Consider the following 15,474-nt stretch of genomic DNA (forward strand, 5'->3'; position numbering starts at 1 on the left):
GACAACAGTCCACTGGACTGTTGTCCGGGCGCGCCTCACCCCCCAGTGTGGCTCATGTGTCGAGACACCTGACCGTCCGGCTTTTGCCGCGAATAGTCGAAATCATGGCCTTTGGGTTTGCGCAGAATGGCCGCTTCGATGGCATGGATCAGAGGCGCATTGTCGTCGGGAGACGCGCGCAGGACGTCGCGGAGCGAGGCGTTGTCTTCTTGCCCCAAACACATGAACAGCTCGCCCGTACAGGTCATCCGCACGCGGTTGCAGCTTTCGCAGAATTCATGTGAGAGCGGCGTGATAAAGCCGATCTTTTGCCCGGTTTCTTCAAGACGGACATAGCGCGCGGGGCCGCCCGTGCTCTCGGGCAGGTCGGTGAGGGTAAAGCGCTCCGCCAGGGTGCTGCGCATATCCTTAAGCGACCAATATTGCCCGACGCGGTCCTCGTTGCCGATGTCGCCCATCGGCATGACCTCGATAAAGGTTTGATCCATATCCTCGCGTGCGCACCAGTCGATCAGCGTGAACAATTCGTCTTCGTTGAACCCCTTGAGCGCGACCGTGTTGATCTTGACCCGAAGCCCTGCGTTGCGCGCGGCCTCGATGCCACGCAGCACCTGATCGAGGCGACCCCACCGGGTCACGCGTTGGAATTTTGCCGCATCCAGCGTATCGAGCGAGACGTTGATCCGGCGCACGCCCGTCGCATAGAGGTCGCTGGCAAAGCGCTCCAATTGCGAGCCGTTTGTCGTCAGCGTCAGTTCGCGCAAAGCGCCGCTGTCGAGATGGCGCGACATGGCGTCGAAGAAGGTCATAATCCCGCGCCGCACCAAGGGTTCGCCGCCGGTGATCCGCAGTTTCTCGACGCCGAGCCCGATGAAGGTCGAACACATACGGTCCAACTCTTCGAGCGTCAGCAATTCCTTTTTCGGCAGGAACGTCATGTTCTCCGCCATGCAATAGACACAGCGGAAATCGCAGCGATCCGTCACCGACACACGCAGGTAGGTGATCGGACGGGCGAAAGGGTCGATGAGGCGGGGTGCGTTGGACATGACCAGTAATTTAGGGCGTCAGGGTCGGACTGCCAAGCGATTCAGCGGTCATTTGTGCGCGATTGGACCACGCGTCGCACCATGCTGGCGCGTTTGCGATCATGTTTGCCGAGGCTCTTGAGCCAGCTGTCGGCCATCCGCGAGACGTCCTTGTCCGGGTCTTGCAACGCATAGGTCAGCCAGTAGAGCACATCGTCGATGGCGCTCACCTCATCCTCGGTCGGATGTGCGAGTTTCGCCAAGGGCAGGGACAGGCCCAAAGCCGCACGACGGTCCAGCGCGCGTTCGGATTTGGCGAGATCATGCACCACAGCCATGCGCGACAGATCGACAGCAATGCGACGCGCACCGGCGCCCGCAAGCACATCCAATTCGGCCCAGGTTTCGGCCTCGGAAATCCAGGTGCAAATCTGGTCCCACACGGCGGTGTCGTCAGAAATGCGGGCCTGTGTCAGGAGTTTCGCGGCCATGAGGCTGGCTTCGAACACCGGCTCGGCCCAAAGCGCGCGTGCCAGATCGAGACGATCGGGAAACCCAACCTCCTGACGCCATTCGCGCGCAAAATTCTCCAGCACTTGAGGCGGAACCCCCAGAGCCTCCGAACGGCCAGCGCGGTCACTGAGCGCAGACGCCTTTTCCGGGTCGGCGGAGCGCCGCAGGGTTTCCAGGACCGTTTCGGGAGTGATCGACATCTTTTTGCCCTTTTGATGAGGTATCGCTTGATCAGCCAAAACCACAAGAGAGCCAAAGGGACAATGAAAAACCTTATCAAACTGTTGTTGACCGCCTCCGCTTTTGCCTATGCGATGCCGATTGTGACGGCCGATTTCGCGGGCCTGAATACCGCAGAGGCGCGCAGTGAGAATGCGAATGGCGGCAATTCCGGGAACTCCGGAGGGCATGGAAATTCGGGAGAGCGCGGCAATTCTGGCAATTCCGGCAACCGGGGACAGTCGACGGGCGGCAGCCATGGGAATGCCGGGAATGCGGGGAACCCGGGTGGCAAACCGTTGGCCTCCGCACTCAAGTCTCTGAATTCATTGGGACGCAACCCGAATGGCATCCTGAATTCCTCGGACCCGAAAATGGCGCCGATCAAGGAGTATCTCAGCGCCGTGGCCGAGTATGAGAACGCCGAGGATGCTCTGAATGCGGCCAATTCGGCCTATGGGGACAGCTATGCCGATCTCGCGGCCGCCGCGGCAGCGCTTGGTCTGTCGTCCGATCCGGCGAGCTGGGGCTCTGAGATTGAACAAATGAGTGCCGATCTTGCTGCAAATCCTGTTGCGGAAGGCGAGCCCGGCTATCAGGATTATCTCGATCAACTGGCCGCCGTAGAGCAGGCGCAGGCGGATTATGAACAGGCTTTGGCGGACAAAGCCGTTCTCGATGCGGCGGCGCAAGATGTGGCTGATGCAGAAGGCGCGATTTCAGATGAGGCGCTGGTCGACGCGATTGTGGCGGCTCAGAATGCCACCGGCAATGCGCCGATCACTGCGGATGATGTGACGCCGGAGATGCTGGATTACGCGAAATCCAAACTCGGGGTCTGAGGCTTTTCCCCGGGCCAGAAATCCACGTCGAAGCCGCCCCGCATTTGGGGCGGTTTCTTTTTAAGCGTTATTCGACCGTCACCGATTTCGCCAGATTGCGCGGCTGGTCCACATCCGTGCCTTTTGCGACCGCCGTGTGATAGGCGATGAGCTGCGCGGGGATAGCGTAGAGCAGGGGCGCGAAGAAATCCGGCACCTCGGGCATTTGAACCGCTTGCCAAACCCCGTCGGAGGCCACGTCGAGGCCCTTTTTGTCCGACACCAAAAGCACCTTGCCGCCGCGTGCCATGACCTCTTGCATATTCGACACGGTCTTGTCGAACAGCGCGTCATGCGGCGCGAAGACGATCACGGGCGTGTGGCTGTCGATCAGAGCGATGGGGCCGTGTTTCAACTCGCCGGATGCGTAACCTTCGGCGTGGATGTAGCTGATTTCCTTTAGCTTTAATGCACCCTCAAGAGCCAGTGGATACATCGGGCCACGGCCCAGGAAAAGCACATCGGTGGCTTCGGACAGCTCGTTGGAGACAGCGTTGAGATGTTCGTCGAGATCGAGCGCGCGGGTTAAAAGCCCCGGCAGCGTGCGCAGCTCAGCGAGGCGCTGAGCCAGTGTCGCATCGTCAATCTGACCGCGTTGATGCGCGGCCTCCAAAGCCAAAAGGGCGAGCACCGTCAGCTGGCAGGAGAAGGCCTTGGTCGAGGCCACGCCGACCTCGACACCTGCCAGGATCGGCAGGGCGATGTCGCTTTCGCGCGCGATGGAGCTTTCTGCGACGTTGACGACGGAGACGATCTTGTCGGCCTTGCCGGACATGTATCGCAGCGCTGCCAAAGTGTCGGCAGTCTCGCCCGATTGGCTCACGAAAATCGCCAGCGTTCGGGGGGCGACCGGCGGTTCGCGGTAGCGGAACTCGGAGGCCACGTCGATTTCGACCGGAATGCGCGCCACCTGTTCGAGCCAGTATTTCGCCGTGTAACAGGCGTAATAGGCCGTGCCGCAGGCGACCATGATGATCCGGTCAAAGGCGGTGAAATCTATCCCTGGATCGGGCAACACGATGCCGGTGTCATCGGCGTTGAGATAATAGGCCAAAGCCTCGGAAATCACCGTCGGCTGTTCGGCGATTTCTTTCGCCATGAAATGTTTGTGCCCGGCTTTTTCAATGCGGGCGGCGTTCAAGGCGATGGTGCGGCGGGCGCGTTGCACCTGCGCGCCGGTCTCGTCGAAAATCTCGAGGCTGTCGCGGGTGATCACCGCGCGGTCACCTTCGTCGAGATAGGTGACCTGATCGGTCATGGGGGCAAGCGCGATGGCGTCGGAGCCCACGAACATCTCGCCCTTGCCGTGCCCGATGGCCAGTGGCGAGCCCTTGCGCGCGGCGACCAAAAGGTCCTCCTCGCCGTCGAACAGGAAACAGAGCGCAAAGGCGCCTTCGAGCGTATCGATGGTCGCCATGGCGGCCTCCACCGGGGCCTTGCCCGCATCCATGAAGCTTTGGCACAAAAGCACGACAGTTTCCGTGTCCGTCTGGGTCACAAAGTCATAGCCCTTTTGGCCAAGCTCTTCGCGCAGCTCGCGGAAATTTTCGATGATGCCGTTGTGGACCACGGCCACAGGACCGGCCTTGTGCGGGTGGGCGTTGACCACGGAGGGGGCGCCGTGCGTGGCCCAGCGGGTGTGACCGATGCCGGATTTGCCCGCGAGCGGCTCATGCACCAACAAATCGGACAGGTTCACCAACTTGCCGACCGCACGACGCCGGTCCAGCTTGCCGTTCGACACAGTGGCGATCCCGGCGCTGTCATAGCCGCGATATTCCAGCCGTTTGAGCGCCTCAACGAGGATCGGCGCCGCTTCGTGATTTCCCAAAACCCCTACAATACCGCACATTTTACTGCCCTTTTTGCTTTTTAGCCTTCAAAGACTTTAACTTTTCGAACATTCGCACCGCGAGCATCGGTTTGTTCACCTGTTTCGCCCGCGCAATCGCCAAAGCCCCCGGCTCGATGTCGGAGGTGATCACAGAACCGCTGGCGGTCATGGCTTCGTCCCCCACCGTCACCGGCGCGACCAGCATGGTGTTCGACCCGATGAAAGCATTGCGGCCCACGATGGTGCGATGTTTGAAGACGCCGTCGTAGTTACAGGTGATCGTGCCCGCGCCCACATTCGTGCCGTCGCCGATGTCGGCATCGCCGATGTAACTCAGGTGGTTCACCTTGGTGCCTTCGCCGATCTGGGCGTTTTTCACCTCGACGAAATTGCCGATATGCGCGTTGTTCGCCAGCTCTGCACCGGGGCGCAGGCGGGCAAAGGGACCGACGGTCGATCCCATCGACACATGGCAGCCCTCGAAGTGGCTGAACGCACGGATGCGGGTCAGGGACTCCACGGTCACACCGGGGCCAAAGATCACGTTGGGCTCCACCACCGTGTCGCGGCCGATATAGGTGTCGAGCGAGAAGAACACGGTCTCGGGGGCCATGAGGGTGACGCCGTTCTCAAGCGCTTCTGCGCGTTTGGCCGTTTGAAAAATGCCCTCGGCACGGGCCAGCTCCGCACGGGTGTTGACGCCAAGCGTCTCAGATTCGTCACAGGCAACAGCGGTCGCCGTCTTGCCGGTTTTCCAAGCAATTTCAACGATGTCCGGCAGGTAATATTCCCCCGCCGCATTGTCATTTCCGACCTGTTCAAGCAAATCGAAGAGCACGGCAGCGTCGGCGGCCACTAGGCCTGAGTTGCAAAAGGTGATCGCGCGCTCGGTCTCGGTCGCGTCCTTGAATTCCACGATGCGGGTGAGCTTGTCACCCTCCATCACCAGACGTCCATACCGCGCCGGGTCTTTGGCCTCAAAGCCAAGCACGACCACGTCGGCGGACTTGCGCGCCTCTGCCATGCGCAGGATTGTGTCTTCGGAAATGAATGGCGTGTCGCCATAAAGCACGATGGCGTCGCCTTCGAAGCCCTCAAGTGCCGCTTTCGCCTGCAACACCGCATGTGCCGTGCCGAGTTGCTCTTCCTGACGGGCGATGACGATCTCTTTGTCGATCTTCGCGGCCTCTGCCGCCACCTGATCGCCACCGTGACCCACGACCAGAACCGTGCGCTCAGGTTCCAAGGCCGCGCCCGAGGCCAGCGCATGGGCAAACATCGGCGCGTTGCCGATCGGGTGCAGGACCTTGGGCAGGTCGGAATTCATCCGTGTGCCTTGGCCGGCGGCCAAAAGAATGAGGGCTGTTGCCATGGTGTTCGTCCCGATCTGCTCTTTTCTTTATCTGTTTGCCGTTTTACCCATGACACGCAGCACCGCAAGGTCCGACAGGGCCGGGGGGCTTCACTTATTCTGACGTCAGATTACATCGTTCAGCGGGAGTTTGCCCAAAACAGACCCGTCGTTGTCGAAAAAGGACCAGTACATGCGCACAGTGATTTTCGATCTCGATGGCACGCTTGCGGACACCTCCGCCGATTTGATCGCGGCGGCCAATGCCTGTTTTCGGGGCTTGGGCTACGGCGATGTGTTGGACGCGCAAGCCGATGCGCATACGGCCTTTCGCGGCGGGCGGGCGATGCTGACGCTTGGGTTTTCTCGTGTGAAACCGGGGTTCTCCGACGACGATGTGATGGCGCAATATCCGGTGTTGCTGGAGGCCTACGCCGAAGACATCGACACCCACACGCGGCTCTACGAGGGCGCAGTGGAGGCCATTGAGGCGCTGCGCAGCGGCGGCTATGCGGTGGGCGTCTGCACCAACAAGCCCGAGGATCTGGCGGACCGGCTGCTCACGCGGCTGGGGGTGCGCGATCTGTTCGGATCGATGATTGGCGCGAAGACCGTGGGTGTCTCAAAGCCCGATCCGAAACCTTATCTGGCGGCGGTTGAAGAGGCTGGCGGGGTGGTTTCGCAGTCTTTCCTCGTGGGCGATACCGAAACGGATCGGTCCACCGCGAAGGCGGCGGGCGTGCCCTGTGTCTTGGTGACTTTCGGACCCGATGGCGATGGGGTGAAACGGTTGGAGCCGGAGGCGTTGCTGACGCATTACAATGACTTGGGTCGTCTGACACGGGAGCTGATCGGATGAGCGAGGTCTTTAAAGGCAATTTCACCCAACAGGAACCGATCCCGGAAGAGGCCATCGAGGCCGCTGTTGCGGTGATGCGCTCCGGGCGGTTGCACCGCTATAACACCGCGCCGAATGAGGCGGGGGAGGTGGCCCTGCTTGAACAGGAATTCGCCGCCTACACGGGCGCGAAATATTGCTTGGCGGTGGCCTCGGGGGGCTATGCTCTGGGCTGCGCCCTGCGGGCGCTGGAGGTTCAGCCCGGTGCGCCGGTTCTGACCAACGCCTTCACGCTCGCGCCCGTGCCCGGCGCGATTGCGAGTGTCGGTGCCAAGCCGGTGTTCGTCGGCGTGACCGAAGGGCTGGTGATTGATCTCGATGATCTTCAGGTGAAGATCGCGGAGACGGGCGCCAAGGTTCTGATGCTGTCGCATATGCGCGGTCATATCGTCGATATGGATGCGCTGATGTATATCTGTAACGGCGCGGGCGTGGCGGTCATTGAGGATTGCGCGCATACCATGGGCGCGCATTGGGACGGGGTGCCGTCCGGGCGGCATGGCGTCATCGGCTGCTACTCGACGCAGACCTACAAACATATCAATTCGGGCGAGGGCGGCTTTCTGATCACCGATGATGAAGAGATCGCGGCGCGGGCGATCATGTTGTCGGGATCGTACATGTTATATGGCAAGCACCTCGCCGGTCCGGCCCCAGATGTGTTCGAAAAGGTCAAATATACCACGCCGAATGTCTCCGGTCGGATGGACCATTTGCGGGCCGCGATCCTGCGGGTACAGCTGCGGAGTCTCGACACACAGGTCGAAAATTGGAACGCGCGCTATCGTGTGGTCGAGGAGGGGCTGCGGGACACGCCCGGTGTCACGCTCGTCGACCGACCGCAGCAGGAACATTACGTCGGCTCTTCGTTTCAGTTCCTGCTGATGGATTGGCCGGATGCCAAGATCGAAGCGCTGGTCGCGGCCTGTCTCAAACGCGGGGTCGAGCTGAAATGGTTCGGGGCAAAGGAGCCCACGGCCTTTACCTCGCGTTACGAGAGCTGGCGCTATGCCGAGCCGCAGAGTCTGCCCGACAGCGACCGGGTTTTGCGCGCGATCATGGATATGCGCTTGCCGCTGACCTTTAGCCTTGAAGATTGCGCGATGTTGGCGCGGATCATTCGCGATGAGGTGACGCGTTTGGCGCACTGATCCCGTCGGGAAGTCGCCATTCTCCTAGTTTTTTTGTCGGAATAGGCTTTCGAATCGCGGCATGGAAATATTTGCCGCGCTGCGGCTGAGAAAACAGGCGTCACGGGTGAAAAAACTTCGCAGCCCCCTTGAAACATGGGGCTTTCTCACGCTGGCGTTGGTTGACCATAGTGTCGCAGAGGGCTAAACCACGACAAGCTAGCAAAGCAGCGCGCCTGTGATCGCCTGACACCCGTCCCGCGAAGAAGCGCGCCTATCAAGGAGCCGCTCGTGGAAGACTTGCTTCGGGAATATCTCCCCATCGTCATTTTCCTCGGCCTTGCCATCGCGCTGGGTCTTGTGTTCATCTTCGCAGCTCTCATCCTCGCCGTTCGCAATCCCGACCCTGAAAAAGTGTCGGCCTATGAGTGCGGGTTCAACGCATTCGACGACGCGCGGATGAAATTCGACGTGCGGTTCTACCTCGTGTCGATCCTGTTCATCATTTTCGATCTCGAAATCGCTTTCCTCTTCCCTTGGGCCGTGGCGTTCAAGGACATCGGGATCGTGGGCTTTTGGTCGATGATGGTGTTCCTCGCTGTGCTGACCGTGGGCTTTGCCTATGAATGGAAGAAAGGGGCGCTGGAATGGGCGTGACGACCGGAGCCAACACCGCAGGTGTGGACAAGGAACATTCCACGCAGGTTCTCAACAAGGAACTGCAGGACAAGGGCTTTTTGCTGACGTCCACGGAAGACATCATCAACTGGGCGCGCACCGGCTCTTTGCACTGGATGACCTTTGGTCTCGCCTGCTGCGCCGTCGAGATGATGCACACCTCCATGCCGCGCTATGACCTTGAGCGGTACGGCACCGCCCCGCGCGCGTCTCCGCGTCAGTCCGACCTGATGATCGTCGCGGGCACGCTCACGAACAAAATGGCCCCGGCGCTGCGCAAGGTTTACGACCAGATGCCGGAGCCGCGCTACGTGATCTCCATGGGGTCCTGCGCCAACGGTGGCGGCTATTATCACTACAGCTATTCGGTGGTGCGCGGCTGTGACCGCATCGTGCCCGTGGACGTCTATGTCCCCGGCTGCCCGCCGACCGCAGAGGCGCTGATGTATGGCATCCTGCAACTGCAACGCAAAATCCGCCGCACCGGCACGATTGCCCGCTAAGGAGAGCATGAGATGAGCGAAGCCCTCCAAGAACTTGCTGCGCATATCGAGATCAAGCGTCCGAATGATGTGCTGAAAACCGAGGTCGCTTTTGGCGAGCTGACCGTCACGGTCACCTCCGCAGGCATCGTCGATTTCATCGAGTTTCTGAAGACCGACAGCACCTGTAAATTCTCCTCGCTGGTGGACATCACGGCGGTCGATCACCCGAGCCGCGATCAGCGGTTCGATGTGGTCTACCACTTCCTGTCGATGTACCAAAACCAACGCATCCGGGTCGTCGCCCCTGTGCGCGAAGAGGAAACCATCCCGTCGATCATCGCGGTCCACCCCTCTGCGGGCTGGTTCGAACGTGAAGTGTTCGACATGTTCGGGATCATCTTCTCCGGTCACCCGGACCTGCGTCGCCTGCTGACGGATTATGGTTTCCGTGGCTACCCGCTGCGCAAGGACTTCCCGGCGACGGGCTACACCGAAGTGCGCTATGACGAAGAGCTGAAGCGCGTCGTCTATGAGCCGGTGAGCCTCGTTCAGGAATACCGCCAGTTCGACAACCTCTCCCCGTGGGAAGGCGCGAAATACATCCTTCCCGGCGACGAGAAGGGGGCCTGATGTGAGCGGCGATCCGGCCATCATGATCTGCGTTGGCGCGACCAAAGCGGGCACCAGCTCGCTTTACCGCTATTTGCACGATCACCCGGATTGCCACCTGCGCTCGATCAAGGAAATCCACTATTTCGACACCGTTGAAAACAACGATTACGAGTTTCAATTCGACGTCTTCTCGCGGCTGCGCGCGGATTTGATCCAGCGGCAGGACATCGCAAAGAAGAACGCGAACAAGTGGAAGACCGAGAACCTGCAACGCCAGATCGACGATGTCGATGAGATGGTGCGCATTCTGGAACTGGGCGAGGAGGGGGTCTCTGACTATCTCTTCTACCTTCTGGACGGGATCGGCACGCGCAAACTCGCGGGTGACATCACGCCGGGCTACGGATTGCTCTCTGAGGAGCGGCTGCGCGACATGGCCCATATGGCGCCGGACGTGCGGTTCGTTTTCATGATGCGCGATCCGGTGGACCGGCTTTGGTCGCATGTGCGGATGCAGGCCACGCGCCAGCGCCGCCCCGGCGAAGAGGTTGCGGTCAAGGCCAAGCGGATCATGAACCGCGTGGTCAACCGCGAGCTGGAAAAACACATTGCGCCGCGTGGCGACTACGAAGGCATCGTGGAAAAGCTCAAACGCGCGGTGCCCGAAGACAAGCTTTTGGTGGGCTTCACCGAGGATCTTTTGACGGGCGAGGGGCTCAAGACGCTCTGCGCCTTTCTAGGGATCGCGGAAAAACCCGTGGACCGAGAACCGCACGCTCATGAGGGCGTGAAACTGCAACTGAGTGACAAACAACGGCATGAGGCGGCGCGCTTTCTGGCCCCGCAATATGCCTATGTGGAAAAGACCTTTGGCGAGCTGCCCGCGCGGTGGCAAGCGAATATGGCGAGGATCTGAATGATGGACGGCGACATCCGGCAAAACACCTATGACGATGGGTCTCAGGACGCGGGCAGCGGCGAACAGAAGATCCGGAATTTCAACATCAACTTCGGGCCCCAGCACCCTGCGGCCCACGGTGTGTTGCGGATGGTTCTGGAGCTCGATGGCGAGATCGTGGAACGGGCCGACCCGCACATCGGGCTGTTGCACCGCGGCACCGAAAAGCTGATGGAAAACCGCACCTACCTGCAAAACCTGCCGTATCTCGACCGTCTCGACTACGTGGCGCCGATGAACCAGGAACATGCCTGGTGTCTGGCGATCGAACGTCTGGCCGGTGTCGAGATTCCGCGTCGCGCGTCCCTGATCCGCGTGCTCTATTCCGAGATCGGCCGTGTGCTGAACCACCTCCTGAACGTCACCACCGGCGCGATGGACGTGGGCGCTTTGACGCCGCCGCTTTGGGGCTTTGAAGAGCGTGAAAAGCTCATGATCTTCTACGAGCGCGCCTGCGGTGCCCGTCTTCACTCCGCTTATTTCCGTCCGGGTGGCGTCCATCAGGACCTGCCGCCGGAGCTGATCGACGACATCGAGGCTTGGGCCGATGCCTTCCCGAAGGTCTTGGACGACATTCATTACCTGATCTCCGACAACCGCATCTTCAAACAGCGGACCGTCGACATCGGCCTGATCACCGAACAGGAAGCGCTCGACTGGGGCTTCTCCGGCGTGATGGTGCGGGGCTCCGGCATGGCTTGGGACCTGCGTCGCAGCCAGCCCTACGAGTGCTACGACGAGTTCGACTTCCAGATCCCCGTCGGCACCAATGGCGACTGCTACGACCGCTATATGGTGCGGATGCAGGAGATGACCGAGGCGACGAAGATCATCAAACAATGTGTGGCCAAGCTGCGTGAGCCGGAAAATCAGGGCGACGTTCTGGCCCGTGGCAAACTCACGCCGCCGAAGCGTAAGGATATGAAGACCTCGATGGAGGCGCTTATCCACCACTTCAAACTCTACACCGAAGGGTTCAAACTGCCCGAGGGCGAGGTCTACGCCGCAGTCGAAGCGCCGAAAGGCGAATTCGGCGTCTACCTCAACTCGGACGGCTCGAACAAACCCTACCGCGCCAAGTTGCGCGCGCCGGGCTTCCTTCACTTGCAGGCGATGGATCACATGGCGAAAGGTCACCAGCTGGCCGACGTCTCCGCCCTCATCGCCACCATGGACATCGTTTTCGGGGAGGTCGACCGCTAATGCTGCGCCGTCTTTATTCTGAACAACCCGCCTCTTTCGAATTTACGCCGGCGAACCTCGCCTGGGCGGAGGGGCAGATCGCGAAATATCCCGAAGGGCGTCAGCAATCGGCAGTGATCCCGTTGTTGTGGCGCGCGCAAGAGCAAGAGGGTTGGCTCACCAAACCTGCCATCGAATATGTCGCGGGCATGCTGGGCATGGCCGATATTCGCGTGCTCGAAGTCGCGACCTTCTACTTTATGTTCCAACTGCAACCGGTTGGCTCCGTGGCCCATATTCAGGTCTGCGGCACCACGACCTGCATGATCTGCGGCTCGGGCGACATCATTTCGGTCTGCAAAGAGAAAATCGCGCCGAAGCCGCATATGCTGTCGGCGGATGGCAAGTTCTCTTGGGAAGAGGTCGAATGCCTTGGCGCCTGCGCCAACGCACCGATGGCCCAGATCGGCAAGGACTATTACGAAGACCTGACCGCCGAGAATTTCTCGAAACTTCTGGACGATATGGCCGCAGGCAATGTGCCGGTGCCGGGGTCGCAACAGGGGCGCTATTCCTCTGAGCCCGCCGGTGGTCCGGTGGTTCTGGCCGAGTACAAAGGCACGGGCGCGCAGTATAACGGCTCTGTGCAGCGCGCGGTCGACATTGGCGACGGTTTGAAACGCATCGACGGCACCGAAGTGCCGCTGTTGACGCCTTGGATTTCCAAAGGCGCGGGGCATGGTGGCGCGGGCAAATCCGTGCCGAAACCGGTGCCGACGCCGAAATCCGCTGTGCAACAGGCGGCGGAAAAGAAAGCAGCGGCAAAGGCAGAGGCGAAACCTGCGGCTCCGAAAGCCGAGGCCGCTCCGGTTGCGGGCGAGGTCGCGGAGAAGAAACCGCGCACCATGAAAGCGCCGCGCAAAGCGGGCGCCGACGATCTGAAAAAGCTCAAAGGTGTTGGGCCGAAGCTTGAGCAGACGCTCAATGAGTTGGGCTTCTGGCACTACGATCAGGTGGCAAAATGGACGGCGGAAGAGATCGCTTGGGTCGACAGCCGCTTGAAGTTCAAAGGCCGGATCGAACGCGATGGCTGGATCGACCAAGCTAAAACCCTTGCCGAAGGCGGCGAGACCGAATTCTCTAAACGTGCGAAATACTGAGACTTAAAACTCGAGAGGCCCCAAAAAAACGGCCCGAATGAGTGACCAACAGGGACAGTTCAGGAGTACCACATGACGGACGCACAGCAGGGCAAAACGCCTAAAATCGGATTGATCGCCGCGATTTGCGGTGTGATCGCCTTTTTGGCTCTGATGTTGATCGCGGGCTACTCGACGGGCGCTTCGGTGATCGTCGGCGTCCTCGTGGCGTTTTTGGTCGCGATCCTGCTGTGGATCGGTTGGTACGAAGAGACGACGGAGGCTCCTGAGGCCAGCGTCGGTCACCCGGAAGCCGATGTCAGCGCCTCTGGCCTGATGGCAACCTCGGGCATCGGCGATGAGCCGGTGTCGGCGGCGGATGAGATCGCGGTGGAGCCGCACGCAGCGGATACCCGCGAGGTGCGTTCGGCAGCTGCGGCGGCAACGCCGGAGGCCGATCCGGTCGCGGAACCGGTCGCAGAGGTCGAAGAAAAAACGGAGGCAGCCCCGGTTGCCTTCGCGGACGTTCCAGAAGCTGCCGTTGTGGCTGAGCCCGATGATCTGAAGTCGATCAAAGGCGTGGGGCCGAAAATCGAAGTGCAGCTGCACGAGCGGGGGATCACCACCTTCGCACAGGTGGCCGCGCTGAGCGCAGATGAGATCGAAGCCTTGGGGGCCGCCCTCAAAGGCACCTCGGCGGCGCAGCTGACGAAATGGGCCGAACAGGCCAAAATCCTCGCCACGGGCGGGGACACGGAATTCTCGAAACGCGTCAAGGATGGCGACGTTTATTGAGGAGTAAGGAAATGGTGCCTGACAAGGACCAGCATTTGGCGAAAAAGGCGCGCATGGTCGCCGTCGTGATCGCCGTGACGATGTTGGTCTGGTTGGGGGCTCAATGGTTGGGTGGGAAACTCGGAGTGCCGACGCGCTACGCGTTTCTCCTCGATCTTGCCGCTTTGGCCGGGTTCGTCTGGTCGTTTGTGGTGATGTATCAGATTTGGCGTGACACGCGCCGGAAAGACTGAAGGGACAAGAGCGATGCTCAAGGATCAGGATCGGATCTTTACCAACCTCTACGGCATGCATGACCGTAGCCTTGCGGGCGCCAAAAAGCGCGGGCATTGGGATGGCACGGCGGGCATTCTCGCCAATGGACGTGACTGGATCATCGACCAGATGAAGGCCTCCGGTCTGCGTGGTCGTGGCGGCGCGGGCTTCCCGACGGGTCTCAAATGGTCCTTCATGCCGAAAGAAAGCGACGGTCGCCCGGCCTATCTGGTGATCAACGCCGACGAATCCGAGCCCGCGACCTGTAAGGACCGCGAAATCATGCGCCACGACCCGCACACGCTGGTCGAAGGGGCGTTGATCGCCGGGTTCGCGATGAACGCTGTCGCTGCTTATATCTACATTCGCGGCGAATATATCCGCGAAAAAGAGGCGCTTCAGGCCGCGATCGATGAGGCTTATGACGCCGGTCTCATTGGCCGCAACGCCTGCAAATCCGGTTATGATTTCGACATCTACCTGCACCACGGGGCAGGGGCCTATATCTGTGGCGAGGAAACCGCGCTCATCGAGTCTCTCGAAGGCAAAAAGGGCATGCCCCGGATGAAGCCGCCCTTCCCGGCAGGTGCGGGTCTTTACGGTTGCCCGACCACGGTGAACAACGTCGAATCTATCGCTGTCGTGCCGACGATCCTGCGGCGCGGCGCGGAGTGGTTTGCCTCTTTTGGGCGTCCGAACAACGCGGGCACCAAACTCATGGCGCTCACCGGCCACGTCAACACGCCCTGCGTGTTCGAGGAAGAAATGTCGATGTCCGTGCGCGAGATCATCGAGAAACACGGTGGCGGCATTCGCGGCGGCTGGGACAACCTCAAGGCCATCATTCCGGGGGGCGCGTCTTGTCCGGTGCTGCCGAAAGAGGCGTTGGAAGACGCGATTTTCGACTTCGACTGGATGCGGGAGAACAAGTCCTCCTTTGGCACCGGCTGTATGATCGTGATGGACAACTCCGTCGATGTGGTCAAAGCCGTGTGGCGTCTGTCGGCGTTCTTCAAACACGAGAGCTGTGGTCAATGTACGCCGTGCCGTGAAGGCACCGGCTGGATGATGCGCGTGATGGACCGTCTGGTGACGGGCGACGCGGAGATCGAAGAGATCGACATGCTCTTGGACGTGACCAAACAGGTCGAAGGCCACACCATCTGTGCTTTGGGTGACGCGGCGGCCTGGCCGATCCAGGGCCTGATCCGTCACTTCCGCGATGACATCGAAGAGCGCATCAAGATCAAGAAAACCGGCCGCGTGTCGGCGGCGTTTGCGGCGGAGTGATAGAGTGTTTTCGGCGTATAGCTTTTTTCAAATCCTGATCCTCGCGGTTTTCGTGGTCTTTGGCTATGCCGGTTTCCGCGTTTCTCGCCGGATGGGGTTTGGAGTTGGGGCATCTGTTGCTCTTGGAGCTGCGACGTTTTTCTTGTCCACCTTCATCGCCCTGATTTGGTGGGCCTTGGATTGGCCGAATGAGCGTAACGTCGATCAAGCTGAGGAAGAACTCTGA

17 protein-coding genes are annotated in these 15,474 nt (G+C 60.5%); 13 read left to right on the forward strand and 4 right to left on the reverse strand.

Annotation, left to right across the window (positions count from 1 at the left end; genetic code table 11):
* Positions 1 to 35: 35 nt before the first annotated feature.
* Together moaA and LC094_RS12500 are read right to left on the reverse strand one after the other, a co-directional pair.
* Complete coding sequence (gene moaA / locus LC094_RS12495) at positions 36 to 1,049, reverse strand: GTP 3',8-cyclase MoaA (protein ID WP_226553130.1); 1,014 nt, start codon at positions 1,047 to 1,049, stop codon at positions 36 to 38.
* Between the two features lie 41 nt (positions 1,050 to 1,090).
* Positions 1,091 to 1,741, reverse strand: a complete 651-nt coding sequence (locus LC094_RS12500) for a DNA alkylation repair protein (RefSeq protein ID WP_226553131.1) — start codon at positions 1,739 to 1,741, stop codon at positions 1,091 to 1,093.
* Positions 1,742 to 1,804: 63 nt separating this feature from the next.
* On the opposite strand from LC094_RS12500, the gene LC094_RS21575 reads away from it, so the two are divergent.
* Entirely contained in the window at positions 1,805 to 2,602 is a 798-nt protein-coding gene (locus LC094_RS21575; protein ID WP_264186478.1) for a hypothetical protein, read from the forward strand.
* A 67-nt stretch (positions 2,603 to 2,669) separates the two neighbouring features.
* Here the strand turns inward: LC094_RS21575 and glmS are convergent, their stop codons facing one another.
* Positions 2,670 to 4,493, reverse strand: a complete 1,824-nt coding sequence (glmS, locus tag LC094_RS12510; RefSeq protein ID WP_226553132.1) for a glutamine--fructose-6-phosphate transaminase (isomerizing) — start codon at positions 4,491 to 4,493, stop codon at positions 2,670 to 2,672.
* Position 4,494: 1 nt separating this feature from the next.
* Positions 4,495 to 5,847, reverse strand: coding sequence for a bifunctional UDP-N-acetylglucosamine diphosphorylase/glucosamine-1-phosphate N-acetyltransferase GlmU (gene glmU, locus LC094_RS12515; RefSeq protein WP_226553133.1), 1,353 nt, complete (start codon positions 5,845 to 5,847; stop codon positions 4,495 to 4,497).
* Between the two features lie 172 nt (positions 5,848 to 6,019).
* On the opposite strand from glmU, the gene LC094_RS12520 reads away from it, so the two are divergent.
* The 12 genes from LC094_RS12520 to LC094_RS12575 all read left to right on the forward strand — a co-directional run bounded on the left by LC094_RS12520 (position 6,020) and on the right by LC094_RS12575 (position 15,474).
* Entirely contained in the window at positions 6,020 to 6,685 is a 666-nt protein-coding gene (locus tag LC094_RS12520; RefSeq protein ID WP_226553134.1) for an HAD-IA family hydrolase, read from the forward strand.
* Complete coding sequence (locus LC094_RS12525; RefSeq protein ID WP_226553135.1) at positions 6,682 to 7,875, forward strand: DegT/DnrJ/EryC1/StrS family aminotransferase; 1,194 nt, start codon at positions 6,682 to 6,684, stop codon at positions 7,873 to 7,875. The genes LC094_RS12520 and LC094_RS12525 overlap by 4 nt, the downstream gene beginning before the upstream one ends.
* A 270-nt stretch (positions 7,876 to 8,145) precedes the next feature.
* Positions 8,146 to 8,511: an NADH-quinone oxidoreductase subunit A gene (locus LC094_RS12530; RefSeq protein WP_226553136.1), complete on the forward strand. Its 366-nt coding sequence runs from the start codon at positions 8,146 to 8,148 to the stop codon at positions 8,509 to 8,511.
* Positions 8,502 to 9,035 carry a NuoB/complex I 20 kDa subunit family protein gene (locus LC094_RS12535; protein WP_167602075.1) on the forward strand — a complete coding sequence of 178 codons (534 nt, stop codon included), beginning with the start codon at positions 8,502 to 8,504 and terminating at the stop codon, positions 9,033 to 9,035. Before LC094_RS12530 ends, LC094_RS12535 begins: the two co-directional genes overlap by 10 nt.
* A 12-nt stretch (positions 9,036 to 9,047) precedes the next feature.
* Complete coding sequence (locus LC094_RS12540; RefSeq protein WP_226553137.1) at positions 9,048 to 9,647, forward strand: NADH-quinone oxidoreductase subunit C; 600 nt, start codon at positions 9,048 to 9,050, stop codon at positions 9,645 to 9,647.
* 1 nt (position 9,648) lies between these two features.
* Positions 9,649 to 10,545 carry a sulfotransferase gene (locus LC094_RS12545; RefSeq protein ID WP_226553138.1) on the forward strand — a complete coding sequence of 299 codons (897 nt, stop codon included), beginning with the start codon at positions 9,649 to 9,651 and terminating at the stop codon, positions 10,543 to 10,545.
* A complete protein-coding gene (locus LC094_RS12550) occupies positions 10,546 to 11,790 on the forward strand; it encodes an NADH-quinone oxidoreductase subunit D (RefSeq protein WP_219785202.1) in 1,245 nt (414 codons plus the stop codon).
* On the forward strand, positions 11,790 to 12,929 hold the full coding sequence (locus tag LC094_RS12555; protein ID WP_226553139.1) for an NADH-quinone oxidoreductase subunit E: 1,140 nt from the start codon (positions 11,790 to 11,792) through the stop codon (positions 12,927 to 12,929). The genes LC094_RS12550 and LC094_RS12555 overlap by 1 nt, the downstream gene beginning before the upstream one ends.
* A 72-nt stretch (positions 12,930 to 13,001) precedes the next feature.
* Positions 13,002 to 13,703: a helix-hairpin-helix domain-containing protein gene (locus tag LC094_RS12560; RefSeq protein ID WP_226553140.1), complete on the forward strand. Its 702-nt coding sequence runs from the start codon at positions 13,002 to 13,004 to the stop codon at positions 13,701 to 13,703.
* A gap of 11 nt (positions 13,704 to 13,714) precedes the next feature.
* A complete protein-coding gene (locus LC094_RS12565; protein ID WP_226553141.1) occupies positions 13,715 to 13,936 on the forward strand; it encodes a DUF5337 domain-containing protein in 222 nt (73 codons plus the stop codon).
* Between the two features lie 13 nt (positions 13,937 to 13,949).
* Positions 13,950 to 15,248: an NADH-quinone oxidoreductase subunit NuoF gene (gene nuoF, locus LC094_RS12570; protein WP_226553142.1), complete on the forward strand. Its 1,299-nt coding sequence runs from the start codon at positions 13,950 to 13,952 to the stop codon at positions 15,246 to 15,248.
* 4 nt (positions 15,249 to 15,252) lie between these two features.
* On the forward strand, positions 15,253 to 15,474 hold the full coding sequence (locus LC094_RS12575; RefSeq protein WP_226553143.1) for a hypothetical protein: 222 nt from the start codon (positions 15,253 to 15,255) through the stop codon (positions 15,472 to 15,474).

Source organism: Celeribacter naphthalenivorans, assembly GCF_020524585.1.
In the GTDB taxonomy this organism is placed as follows: domain Bacteria; phylum Pseudomonadota; class Alphaproteobacteria; order Rhodobacterales; family Rhodobacteraceae; genus Celeribacter; species Celeribacter naphthalenivorans.